This window comes from Pseudomonas sp. FGI182, from assembly GCF_000511325.1.
Classification (GTDB): Bacteria; Pseudomonadota; Gammaproteobacteria; order Pseudomonadales; family Pseudomonadaceae; genus Aquipseudomonas; species Aquipseudomonas putida_Z.
In genome coordinates this window covers 1762959-1775507 of record NZ_CP007012.1, presented here as the reverse complement: position 1 = coordinate 1775507, position 12549 = coordinate 1762959, and the positions used below count along the sequence as shown (strand labels likewise).

Sequence of the window (12549 nt, the reverse complement as noted above, 5' to 3'; positions counted from 1 at the left end):
CTGTGGTGATCCTGTGGGAGCGGGCAAGCCCGCGAAATGGCCGGGCCAGGCTAACGCCGATCAGCCTTCCAGCTCGGCCCAGCGCTCCACCAGCACATCCAGCTCACCCTGCAGCTTCTCGATCTTGGCCAGCACTGCCGAGGTTTCCGCAATCGGCCGCTGATAGAAGCCCGCCGCATTCACTTCTTCCTGGGCCTCGGCCATGCGCTGCTCCAGTTCGTCGATCTGCCCCGGCAGCATTTCCAGCTCACGTTGCAGCTTGTAGCTGAGCTTCTTCTTCGAACCATCGGCCACCTCTGCAACAGGCGCAGGCGCCGGCTTGGCCTCGACCTTCTCCACCACCGCACTGTTGAGCTCGGACTTGCCGCCCTTGCTCTCGGTCACGCCCAGCAGTTTCGGCGAGCCACCCTGGCGAATCCAGTCCTCGTAACCACCGACGTATTCGCGCACCTTGCCCTCGCCTTCGAACACCAGGGTGCTGGTGACGACGTTGTCGAGGAAGGCCCGGTCGTGGCTGACCATCAGCACGGTGCCCTTGTAGTTGGACAGCACCTCCTCGAGCAGCTCGAGGGTTTCCACATCCAGGTCGTTGGTCGGTTCGTCAAGCACCAGCAGGTTGGCCGGCTTGCTGAACAGCTTGGCCAGCAACAGCCGAGCACGCTCGCCACCCGAGAGCGCCTTGACCGGCGTACGGGCACGCTGAGGGCTAAACAGGAAATCGCCCAGGTAGCTCAGCACATGGCGGTTCTGGCCATCGATCTCGATGAAGTCGCGGCCTTCGGCCAGGTTGTCGATAACGGTTTTTTCCAGGTCGAGCTGGTGGCGCATCTGGTCGAAATAGGCCACTTCCAGCTTGGTGCCGCGCTCGACCTTGCCGGTGGTCGGCTCCAGGTCGCCGAGCATCAGCTTGAGCAGGGTGGTCTTGCCGGTACCGTTGGCGCCCAGCAGGCCGATGCGGTCCTCACGCTGCAGGACCATGGAGAAATCCTTGACCAGCACAGGCCCGTCGGGGTGATGGAAGCTGACGTTTTCCAGCACCATCACCTGCTTGCCGGACTTTTCCGCCGCCTCGATCTGGATGTTGGCCTTGCCCTGGCGCTCGCGGCGTTCGCTGCGCTCCACGCGCAGGGCCTTCAGCGCGCGCACGCGGCCTTCGTTGCGGGTGCGGCGAGCCTTGATGCCCTGGCGGATCCACACTTCTTCCTGAGCCAGGCGCTTGTCGAACAATGCGTTGGCGGTTTCCTCGGCAGCCAGCGCGGCCTCCTTGTGCACCAGGAAGCTGGCATAGTCGCCGTTCCAGTCGATCAGGCCGCCGCGGTCCAGTTCGAGGATGCGGGTGGCCAGGTTCTGCAGGAAGGAACGGTCGTGGGTGATGAACAGCACCGCGCCGTTGAAGCCGCGCAGGGCCTCTTCGAGCCAGGCGATGGCACCGATGTCCAGGTGGTTGGTCGGTTCGTCGAGCAGCAGCAGGTCGGGTTCCGACACCAGCGCCTGGGCCAGCAGCACGCGGCGGCGCCAGCCACCGGACAGTTCGGCCAGGGTCTTGTCGGCCGGCAGCTGCAGGCGGCTGAGAGTGCTTTCCACCACCTGCTGCAGGCGCCAGCCGTCACGGGCTTCCAGCTCGTGCTGGACGTGCATGAGTTTTTCCAGGTCTTCATCGCCCTGGATGTTCAGGCTCAGGTGGTGGAACTGCGCCAGCAACTCGCCCACGCCATCCAGGCCTGCGGCCACCACATCGAACACCGTGCGCTCGTCGGCCACCGGCAGTTCCTGCGGCAGCTCGCCGATCTTCAGGGCCGGGGCACGCCAGATTTCGCCGTCGTCGCCCTTCTGCTCGCCCTTGACCAGGCGCAGCATGCTCGACTTGCCGGTGCCGTTGCGGCCGATGATGCACACCCGCTCGCCACGAGCGATCTGCCAGGACACTTTGTCCAGCAGCGGCATGGCGCCGAATGCGAGGGACACATCGCTGAATTTGAGCAGGGTCATGTTGGTCTCCATAAATCGGGCGCGCATTCTACCTGACTTGGCCCTCGACGGCATCCGCCTGGCCAACCGGCGAGGCCTTTGCGACATCTGGTCGAACTTAATATCCCGATACAAGCACAGTGCTTTCACCCGCCGCCGGCAAACAGCTAAGCTAAGGCAATAGCTTCCAACAGTGCTGGCTCCGCCGTCACTTCCCCATGGTTCAACTGCCCGGACGTATCATGCGCAGCCGCCTGTTACATATTGCATCCTGCCTGCTGCTCACCGCCGCCACCTGCGCGGCGCAGGCCGCCGACCTTTCCCTGCAACGCCAGTACTATGACGAGGCCAAGCGCGCGCTGGCCAAAGGCGACAAAGGCCCGTACCTGCGCTATGCCCAGGCCCTCAGCGACTACCCGCTGACGCCCTACCTGGCCTACGACGAACTCACCGCCCGCCTGAAAACCGCCAGCAACCAGGAAATCGAAGGCTTCCTCGCCAAGCATGGCGACCTGCCCCAGGCCAACTGGATGAAGCTGCGCTGGTTGCGCTGGCTGGCCGAACGCGGCGAATGGAACACCTTCGCCAAGTACTACGACCCCAAGCTCAACTTCACCGAACTGGACTGCCTCAACGGCCAGTACCAGCTCAGCCACGGCCTGCGCGCCGAAGGTTTTGCCACGGCCGACAAACTGTGGAACGTCGGCAAGTCGCAGCCGGCCACCTGCGACACGCTGTTCGGCATGTGGGCGGCCGAGGGCCAGCTGACCGAGGCCAAGCGCTGGCAACGCACCAAGCTGGCGGCCCAGGCGCGCAACTACGGCCTGGCCAACAACCTGGTCAAGACCCTGACCACCCTCGCCCCGCAGGGGCGCCTGCTGGTCGATGTGGCGCAGAAACCCGAGCTGCTCAACCAGCCGTCGCGCTTCACCCCGGTCAACGAAGCCATGTCCGACGTGGTCAGCCTCGGCCTGCGCCGCCTGGCCCGGCAGGACCCGGAGCGGGCCATGGCGCTGCTCGACGACTACGCCCAGCGCATGCACTTTTCCCGTGACGAGAAGGTGGCCATCGCCCGTGAGATCGGCCTGACCCTGGCGCGCCGCTACGACCCGCGCGCACTCGACCTGATGACCCGCTACGACCCCGAACTGCGTGACAACACCGTCAGCGAATGGCGCCTGCGCCTGCTGCTGCGCCTGGGGCGTTGGGAAGACGCCTACGAACTGACCCGCCGCCTGCCCCAGGACCTGGCCAGCAGCAGCCGCTGGAAATACTGGCAAGCGCGCAGCCTGGAGCTGGCACAGCCGAACAACCCTCAGATCCCGCTGTTGTACAAGACCGTGGCGCGTGAGCGTGACTTCTACGGTTTCCTCGCCGCCGACCGGGCACAGACCCCTTACCAGCTGAACAACAAGCCGCTGGTGCTCAGCCCGCAGCTGGTCAACAAGGTACGCAACACCCCGGGCATCCGCCGTGCCCTGGAGTTCCACGCCCGTGGCCAGATCGTCGAAGGCCGCCGCGAGTGGTACCACGTCAGCCGCCACTTCACCCGCGACGAAATGGTCGCCCAGGCGCGCCTGGGCTACGACCTGCGCTGGTACTTCCCGGCCATTCGCACCATCAGCCAGGCGCAGTACTGGGACGATCTGGACATTCGCTTCCCGATGGCCCACCGCGACACCCTGGTGCGCGAGGCCAAGGTCCGCGGCCTGCATTCAAGCTGGGTATTCGCCATTACCCGCCAGGAAAGCGCGTTCATGGAGGATGCCCGTTCCCCGGTGGGTGCCAGCGGCCTGATGCAGTTGATGCCGGCCACGGCCAAGGAAACCGCGCGCAAGTTCAGCATCCCGCTGGCATCCCCGGCGCAGGTGCTCAACCCGGACAAGAACATCCAGCTGGGTGCGGCCTACCTGAGCCAGGTGCACAGCCAGTTCAACGGCAACCGGGTACTCGCTTCGGCAGCCTACAACGCCGGGCCCGGGCGCGTGCGGCAGTGGCTCAAAGGCGCCAAGCACCTGAGCTTCGATGTGTGGGTGGAATCGATCCCGTTCGACGAAACGCGCCAGTATGTGCAGAACGTGCTGTCGTATTCGGTGATCTATGGGCAGAAGCTGAACTCGCCGCAGCCGCTGGTGGATTGGCATGAGCGGTACTTCGATGACATGTGATTGCTAGTGAGCCTGTGCCGGCCTCTTCGCGGGTAAACCCGCTCCCACAGATATTTCACCGGTCCTGAATGCGGTGCAGTACCTGTGGGAGCGGGTTTACCCGCGAAGAGGCCGGAACAGGCAACACAGCTACTCCAGGATTTCGACCTGCATCCCTACCTCCAACCACCCACTGCCATCCACCGCCAGGTTCTGCCCGAACAGCACATCCCCCTCCTTATCACGGAAGGTCCTGAGCGTGGCCATCGGCTCGCGGTCCTCGCTGCGCTCGCCGGTAGCCGGGTCGATGGTGGTAAAGATGCAGCGCACACTGGGCTTGAGCACGCGAAACTCCAGGCTGCCGATACGAATCCGCTTCCAGCCATCTTCGGCAAACGGTTCAGCCCCCTGCACCACCAGGTTGGGCCGAAAGCGCAGCATCTCCATGGGCCGTCCGATACGCCGGTCGAGTTCGTCCAGCGAACCCTGGCCGATCAGCAACAACGGGAAACCGTCCGGGAACGCCGCCCGGTCACTGTTGAAGCCATAGCCATTGGGCAGGTAACGCGCGCGCTGCTCCGGGCAATGCACCAGGCGCACGGCCTTGCCCAGCAGCTGGCTCAGCCAGGCCGCCGCCGCATCGCCCGCATCCGGCACGCGCAGGGTATCGCGCCAGATGGTCACGCCGCGCAGGGCGTCATCGGCAGGCGGCACAGGCACCCGCAACGGTGCCTGCCCAGGTGCCTCCAGCAGCAACTGGCCGCTGTCATCATCGCTTGCCTTGATCTGGCCTAGCCGAGGCCAGGCGCGCTGGGTAAGGAAGCGTCCGTTTTCTTCCTCCACCACCATCCAGCGCCGGTCACCCTGCAACCCCAGCAATCCCACCGGTGAAGCCTGCAGGCGTTGCGCCTGCCCCGACTTCACCGGGTACCGATACAGCTCACTGAGAAACATCCCTGCCGCCTCGCGTCATGCCAAAACGCCAAGCTTATACCCGGCAGGGGCCGGGATCACGCGGTAGCGGCATCCAGCAACAGGCGTTGCTTGACCACGTCGACCAGGCGATCGGGCTGGAACTTGGACAGGAAGTTGTCGCAGCCCACCTTCTTCACCATGGATTCGTTGAAACTACCCGACAGCGAGGTGTGCAACACCACGTACAGCTGGCGCAAACGGGCATCGCCACGGATCTCGGTGGTCAACCGGTAGCCGTCCATTTCCGGCATCTCGGCGTCGGTGAACACCATCAGCAGCTTCTCGCACACGTCCTCTCCGGCGTCGGCCCAGCCCTTGAGCATGCGCAACGCCTTCAGGCCATCACTGGCCACGTGCAGCTTCACACCCAGCTGGGACAGGGTGTCGCGCAATTGCGCCAGGGCCACGCTGGAGTCGTCCACCAGCAGCACTTCGCGGCCACGGGCCCGGGCCAGCACCGGGTCGGCGAGCTTGTCGCCGGAAACCCGGGCGTTGTACGGCACGATCTCGGCCAGCACCTTCTCCACATCGATCACTTCCACCAGCTTGTCATCGACCTTGGTGATGGCGGTCAGGTAATGCTGGCGTCCGGCGCTGGATGGCGGCGGCATGATCGCTTCCCAGTTCATGTTGACGATGCGGTCGACACCGCCCACCAGGAAGGCCTGTACCGAGCGGTTGTATTCGGTGACGATGATGGTGCTGTCCGGCCCCGGCTGCAGCGGGCGCATGCCGATCGCCTGGGACAGGTCGATCACCGGCAGGGTCTGGCCGCGCAGGTTGACCACACCGCAGACGAAAGCGTGGCGCTGGGGCATCAGGGTCAGCTTGGGCAGTTGCAGCACTTCCTGCACCTTGAACACGTTGATCGCGAACAGCTGGCGGCCGGCCAGGCGAAACATCAGGATTTCCAGGCGGTTCTCACCCACCAGTTGCGTGCGTTGGTCTACCGTGTCGAGAATGCCAGCCATTGGAAAGCCCCCAGGCTTGAGTCGGAAAAAGTGAAATCATCCACCCTGTATCGGCAGCTTCACGCACACCTTGACCCTTGTGGAAAAATGCCGTGAAGGCGATTGATATCACTTTACCATCATGCTTTACTGCGGGAAGCACGGGTGATTAAGCGGGACAGTAAAAGTTCCCCACCTGAGGCCCTTATCAGGGAAACCCTTAGCCACAATCGGGTGCAACCTGATGTTCGCGATATCCTTTAGCCATTAATGTGACGCCATTCTCATTGCATGAATGGAGTCAGGCTTTTGCTAGCTATCGTTTTGGCGTGCCCGTCCCCTGTGCCCGCCCCACGCGCGGGGGCATCATGATGGACAGCGCCTTGTCGTTCGATAACGCCCTGCAGGGGTTCCTGCTGGATGCCCAGGTACTGCTGACCCAGGCCCAGGAATGCCTGCAGCATCTGGAGCTGATCGACAACGACCCGGATGCCTGCCACTGCCTGGACAACGCCCTCGACAACCTTGCTCGACAGGCCACACACCTGGGCCTGCGCGAAGTCGCCCATTACACCACCGCCCTGCAGCAGTTGCTGGCACCGGCCTGCCAGGTCGGTCGCCTGCAGCGCGAAGCCCTGCCCGCGGTAGGGGCCTGCCTGACCCTGCTGGCCTGGCAACTGGAACTGGTCGACCCTTGCACCGGGCGGCTCAACCTGGACATCGGCGAGCAGCTGGTACTGCTGGGTGAACTGGCCAAGGCCGTGCAGCAAACGTTTGCACAACCCTGCACCTCCTGCGACGAGCAAGGCAGCGTGTGCATCCACCCGCATACCGAGACGGCAGGCAGCACGCACTCCGGCCGCTCATCTGCCACATATTGAACTGGCTTGAAATGCAGCCGGGCACGTTTATTCAGGCCCACCCAGGTCGAACTTGGAAAGTTCTCGAAGTTTTCCAGGTTGCCGGGGGCCAAGTTGAATCAACAGCGCGCAAGTTCAATGGCAAGTGCCTGTTGTGCGATCAAGCCAAGTGGCACTTTGCTACCCTCCAGCGCCCGCCCCGCAGGCGTTTCATAGCGTTACCCGATCGCGACCAATGCACTGCGAAGTGGTAATATGCGGCCCCACAAACGCTTGCGACCTGCAGCAAGGCCGCAAGATCACGTGTTCGAAAGAAAATATAAAGTACTGCTCCAAAGCCTCTGACATGGATTGTGCAAGGCCTCCATCAGCAATACTTCAGTGGCTTCCCTACCTATGTTTCCACGCTTGAAGACTTCTTTGCGGTGCTGCTTCCGCACTACCCTGCTGCGCTGGGCGACGGTCGGGCTGTGCGTGGCCTCGCTGGTTGCCACCCTGTCGCTGTACCTGACCGACCAGGCGATCCCGGCCAGCCTGCTGCTGCTGCAGCTGGCCGCCACGCTGGGCGCTGCCGTGCACCTGGCCCTGGGCGCCAGGTCGATCAGCCTTCGCCCGGCGGAACTGGCCGGGCGCATGCTCAAGGTCCAGGAAGACGAGCGCCAGCACCTGAGCCGGGAATTGCACGATGACATCGGCCAGCTGCTCACCGCCGCCAAGCTGCAACTGCAGTGGCTGCAGAAGCGCATGCCCGATGACCTGCAAGGCCACTGCGACGCCCTGCGCAGCACGCTGGATGACACCCTGGGCAACGTGCGCGATGTCTCCGCCCTGCTCAACCCACGGCAGCTGGCCAGCCTGGGCCTGGAGGCCAGCCTGCGCGCGCACCTGGTGCGCACCCTGGGCAACAGCGGCGTGCACTGGAGCCTGGCGTGCAACCAGCGCCTGGGCGGCATCGACGAGGCCGTGGCCATGGCGGTGTTCCGCATTACCCAGGAAGCCGTGACCAACATGCTGCGCCACGCCCAGGCACGCAACCTGGTCGTCCGCCTGCAGCGCACCCCCGAGGGGTTGGCGTTATCGATCCACGACGATGGCCGCGGCTTCGTGCCAGCCAGGCAACCGGCCGAAGCAGGCCAGCGGGGCTTGGCCGGCATGCAGGAGCGGGTAACCGCTTTGCAGGGCAGCCTGGACATCACCAGCCAGCTCGGCCTGGGCACGCGCATCGAGGCAATGTTCCCATGGCCACCGCGCACCCAGGAACGCGCCAGGAGTACTGCAACCCATGACCTGTAGACTGCTGCTGGTAGACGACCACTCGCTGATCCGCGCCGGGGTGCGCGCACTGGTCTGCGACATCCCCGGCTATGACGTGATCGGTGAAGCCGACGACGGCAGCCAGTTGCTCGAACAGGTGCGCACGCTGGCGCCGGACATCGTCTTGCTGGACATCTCCATGCGCTCGACCAGCGGCCTGGACGCCCTCACCCAACTGCGCGCCAGCGGCAACACCTGCAAGGTGCTGATCCTGTCGATGCACACCGACCCGGACCTGATCATGCGGGCCCTGGAAAGCGGCGCCCACGGCTACCTGCTCAAGGACACCAGCGCCACCGAACTGGAACAGGCCCTGGCCGCGGTGCGCAACGGCGAGCGCTACCTCAGCCCAGCCATCGCCCATACGGTCATCAACCAGGCGCTGCAGCACGCCAGGCAGGGCAAGCAACCCGCGGGCGAGCGGCATAACCTCACGGCGCGACAGCTGGAGATCCTGCGCCTGATCGTGCGTGGCAAGTCCACCCGGGAAATCGCCACCGGCCTGGGCCTTTCGATCAAGACCGTGGAAACCCACCGCTCGCAAATCATGAAACGCCTGCAGATCCATGATGTGGCCGGCCTGGTGCTGTTCGCCGTGCGCGAGAAAATCATCAGCCTGGACGACTGAGCAACGGCGACCCTTCCGACAGATGCAGGCGCAGTGCAGCGGGCCTGGCCTGGAAGCGCAACTTGTCGGCCTGCACCGGCTCGCCATCGAGGTTGATGTCCAGGCCCTGCGAGCACTTGATCTCGACCCAGGGCAACCTGGCCCTGACTAACAACCCGTTGCCAGCCAACAGCTCACGCAGCGCCCCGACCATCTCCTGTGGTGCCGGCAGGATGGCGATATCGAGCAAGCCGTCGTCCACCAGGGCCTCGGGGCACAGCTCTTGCCCACCCCCGGCCTGGCGGCCATTGCCGATCCCCAGCGCCAGCAGGTCACCCTGCCAGTCGAAGCCCGGCCCTTGCAGCTCCACCGAGGCTGCCTGCAGTTCGCTGAAGCGTGACAACCCAGTGAACAGGTAGGCAGCCGCGCCCAGCACTTTCTTCAGGTCTTCGGAGGTGTTGGCCGTGACCTGGCTGCCAAAACCGCCCGTGGCCATGTTGAGGAACAACTGGTCGCCGGCCTGGCCCAGGTCTATTGGCCGTGCGGGTATGTTCAGCAATGCCAGGGCCGTGGCAGGCTCCAGGGGTATGCCGGCGGCCTTGGCAAAATCATTGGCCGTGCCCAGCGGCAACAACGCCAGGGTGGCCTCGGTACCTGCCTGCCCCATGGCCTCGGCGACATCACGCAGCGTGCCATCGCCGCCTCCGGCGACGATATGGCCGTAGCCGGCGGCCAGCGCCTCGGTGACCAGGCGCTGCGCGTCGCCGGCCTCCCAGGTGACCCGCACATCCAGTACCCAGCCGCTGTCGCGCAGGCCATGCACGGCGCTGCGCACGTCTTCGTTCATGGCCTGCTTGCCGTGCAGGATCAGCATTGCCTTGCGCCCTTGCATGTGCGCGCCTCCGTGAAGTGATCAACCCAGATCTCGACCCTTTGCAGTCGCGGATCGTTGCATGCGCCCGAAAAAATAGCAGGCCAACGCGATCAGTTTTGTAGGAGCGGCCTTGTGTCGCGATAGGGGCGCGAAGCGGCCCCACATTTTTAGCTTCGCTGCGGAGATTGCCGGGGCCGCTCTGCGGCCCTATCGCGACACAAGGCCGCTCCTACAAAAATTGACCGCGTGGGCCGAACGTCAACCGACAAGCGTTGGCCGGTCTTTTCCCACACGCCTGGCAATGCACGGCTATGCTCAGCAAATACACTTTATTGCCACGGACGCGCCCCCGGCAGTGTTCTACCACTGCTGCCCACGGGCGCGTCTTGCTATCCGCAGCCTTTAGCGAGGATTTCGGGTCATGCGCATTCTCTGGACACTGCCGTACCTGCCCTGGCCAACCACCAGCGGCAGCAAGACCCGGCAATACCACCTGATACGCGCACTGGCACAGCGGGGCCACCGGATTACCCTGCTGGTGCAATCGAAGATCCCGCTCGGCGATGCTGCCCGCGAAGCCCTGGAACCATTGCTCGAACGCCTGATCGTGCTACCCCGCCGGCCCCTGCACAGCCCGCTGAACCTGCTGGCCTCACCGATCCTCGCCTACCCCATGCGGGCAATCATCAATGGCCTGGCCCCTTGCCTGCGGCACCGCTTCGAGCATTTGCTGGACGAGCCCTGGGACGTGATCCAGATCGAGCACAGCTACAGTTTCCAGCCCTTCGAAAAGGCCCTGCAGGCACGCGGACTGCCGTACATGCTCAGCGAGCACACCCTGGAGTCGGTGATGGGCGGCGCCAGCCACGATCGCCTGCCGCTATGGCTGCGCCCGCTCAACGCCTTCGACCGCTGGCGCTATCGACGCTGGGAACAGCGGGTATTGCGCCAACCCACCGAACTGGTGGCAGTCAGCGCCCACGATGCCGAATTGATCGCGCAGATCAGCGGGCGCCCGGTGAACGTGGTGGTCAATGGCGTGGACTGTGATTTCTACCAGCACGTGCAACCCGCGCTGCACAGCCAGCGCCTGCTGTTCGTTGGCAACTTCGAGTATGGCGCCAACCTGGAGGCCATCGAATGGGCGCTGGAAGACATCATGCCGCAGGTCTGGATGAGCAACCCGGCGGTGCGCCTGGCGATTGCCGGGCATGCCATGCCGGCCAGCTGGAAACTGCACTGGAACGACCCGCGCATCGAATGGTTCGGCTACCGCCCCGACCTGCGTGAACTGCAACGGCGTTCGGCATTGTTCTTCGCACCGCTGCGCTATGCCGGTGGCTCCAAGGTGAAAATCCTCGAAGCGATGGCCGCCGGCTTGCCGGTGATCACCACCGGCAAAGGCGTTTCAGGCCTGGCCGCGAACAATGGTGAGCACTACCTGGGCAGTGAGGATGGCGACCAGTTGGCCCTGCTGATCACCCAGTTGCTCAACCAGCCCTGGCGCATGAGCCAGTTGAGCGACGCCGGGCGCCAGTTCGCCCGCCAGCGCCACGACTGGAGCGTGGCCGCCCAGCAACTGGAGAACGTGCACATGCGCCTGGCACTGGCGGCTCCGGCCGAGGCCGCGCCGCTGGCCAGTGCCTGGCTGGGCCGCTCAGCCAAGTAGCTCGCTGAAGGGGATGAACGGCACGCTGTCACCCTGCTTCGGCGTACTGCCTTCGCGTACCTCCACCAACCCCTCGGCCCAGGCCGCACTGCGCAGCACGCCAGAGCTCTGGTTCTTGTAGATGCGCACCCGGCCCTGTTCGATGCGGGCGCGCAGGTACTCGCGGCGCGTGCCGGGCTTGGGCCAGTCAAAGCCGGCCGGCATGTCGAAGCGCAACGGCGTGACATCGGCCACGCCCTGACGCCGCAACAGGTAGGGCCGGGTCAGCAGGCCGAAGGTGACCAGGGTCGAGGCCGGGTTACCCGGCAGGCCGATTACCGGCACGCCCTGGAAGTGGCCGAAGGTCAGCGGCTTGCCCGGTTTGATCGCCAGCTTCCACAAGGCCAGTTCGCCAGCTTCGCGCAGGGCGGCGCCGAGGTAGTCGGCCTCCCCCACCGAGACACCGCCGGTGGACAGGATCAGGTCGACATCGCCCAGCTCGGCCAGGCAGCTACGGGTGCGCGCCAGGTCATCCGGCAGGATGCCCGCATCGACCACGTCGCAGCCCAGCCTCTGCAGCCAGCTGACCAGCAGCCGGCGATTACTGTTGTAGATCTGCCCCGGCCCCAGCGGCAGGCCGGGTTCGACCAGTTCGTCACCGGTGGACAACACCGCCACCCGCACCTTTCGCACCACGTCCAGCCGGCCATGGCCCAGGGTCGCGGCCAGGCCCAGCTCGATCGGCCCCAGCCGGGTGCCGGCGCTCATCACCTGTTCGCCCTTGCGGGTTTCCTGGCCCTGGGGACGAATGTTCTGCCCGGTATTCAACGCTTCGAGAAAGCGTACCCGGCCATCCTCCGCCACTTCGGTGTTTTCCTGCATCTCGACGCAGTCGGCACCTTCGGGCAGCGGTGCCCCGGTGAAGATGCGCGCACAGGTGCCCGGTTGCAGCGGCTGCGGCGCATGGCCGGCGAAAATCCGCTGGCTGACCGGCAGTGGTTCGCCCTGCCAGTCGGCCATGCGCAGGGCGTAACCGTCCATGGCACTGTTCGGCCAAGGCGGCAGGTCGAGCGAGGCCACCAGGTCGGTGGCCAGCACACGGCCCTCGGCCTCGGCCAGCGGCAGGTTCTCGGTGTCGCGGATCGGTGCCGCCTCGGCCAAAGCCAGCAGCTGCTCCAGGGCCTGTTCTACCGGCATCAGCGGCCG

General features: G+C 65.0%; 10 protein-coding genes. 5 read left to right on the top strand and 5 right to left on the bottom strand.

Features of this window, described 5'->3' with window-relative positions; translation table 11 throughout:
- Positions 1-60 precede the first annotated feature (60 nt).
- Complete coding sequence (locus tag C163_RS07960; protein ID WP_025338322.1) at positions 61-1989, bottom strand: ATP-binding cassette domain-containing protein; 1929 nt, start codon at positions 1987-1989, stop codon at positions 61-63.
- Positions 1990-2210: 221 nt separating this feature from the next.
- Here C163_RS07960 and C163_RS07955 point away from each other — a divergent pair, with 221 nt between their 5' ends.
- The gene (locus C163_RS07955) at positions 2211-4136 is read left to right on the top strand and encodes a transglycosylase SLT domain-containing protein (RefSeq protein WP_025338321.1); all 1926 of its coding nucleotides are present in this window, start codon (positions 2211-2213) and stop codon (positions 4134-4136) included.
- Between the two features lie 129 nt (positions 4137-4265).
- Here the strand turns inward: C163_RS07955 and C163_RS07950 are convergent, their stop codons facing one another.
- Positions 4266-5069: an MOSC domain-containing protein gene (locus tag C163_RS07950; RefSeq protein ID WP_025338320.1), complete on the bottom strand. Its 804-nt coding sequence runs from the start codon at positions 5067-5069 to the stop codon at positions 4266-4268.
- A 56-nt stretch (positions 5070-5125) separates the two neighbouring features.
- Positions 5126-6061: a chemotaxis protein CheV gene (locus C163_RS07945; protein WP_015269524.1), complete on the bottom strand. Its 936-nt coding sequence runs from the start codon at positions 6059-6061 to the stop codon at positions 5126-5128.
- A gap of 350 nt (positions 6062-6411) precedes the next feature.
- On the opposite strand from C163_RS07945, the gene C163_RS07940 reads away from it, so the two are divergent.
- The 3 genes from C163_RS07940 to C163_RS07930 all read left to right on the top strand — a co-directional run bounded on the left by C163_RS07940 (position 6412) and on the right by C163_RS07930 (position 8842).
- The gene (locus C163_RS07940) at positions 6412-6921 is read left to right on the top strand and encodes a hypothetical protein (RefSeq protein ID WP_025338319.1); all 510 of its coding nucleotides are present in this window, start codon (positions 6412-6414) and stop codon (positions 6919-6921) included.
- Between the two features lie 375 nt (positions 6922-7296).
- A complete protein-coding gene (locus C163_RS07935) occupies positions 7297-8193 on the top strand; it encodes a sensor histidine kinase (RefSeq protein WP_025338318.1) in 897 nt (298 codons plus the stop codon).
- Positions 8183-8842 (top strand): response regulator transcription factor, encoded by a 660-nt coding sequence (locus C163_RS07930; protein ID WP_025338317.1) that lies wholly within the window; start codon positions 8183-8185, stop codon positions 8840-8842. The genes C163_RS07935 and C163_RS07930 overlap by 11 nt, the downstream gene beginning before the upstream one ends.
- On the opposite strand, the gene yegS is transcribed toward C163_RS07930, so the two are convergent.
- Entirely contained in the window at positions 8826-9713 is an 888-nt protein-coding gene (gene yegS, locus C163_RS07925; protein ID WP_025338316.1) for a lipid kinase YegS, read from the bottom strand. The two genes, C163_RS07930 and yegS, sit on opposite strands and share 17 nt — an antisense overlap.
- A 403-nt stretch (positions 9714-10116) precedes the next feature.
- On the opposite strand from yegS, the gene C163_RS07920 reads away from it, so the two are divergent.
- Entirely contained in the window at positions 10117-11364 is a 1248-nt protein-coding gene (locus tag C163_RS07920; protein WP_025338315.1) for a glycosyltransferase family 4 protein, read from the top strand.
- Here C163_RS07920 and glp read toward each other — a convergent pair.
- Entirely contained in the window at positions 11353-12540 is a 1188-nt protein-coding gene (glp, locus tag C163_RS07915; protein WP_049866790.1) for a gephyrin-like molybdotransferase Glp, read from the bottom strand. The two genes, C163_RS07920 and glp, sit on opposite strands and share 12 nt — an antisense overlap.
- Between the last annotated feature and the right edge of the window lie 9 nt (positions 12541-12549).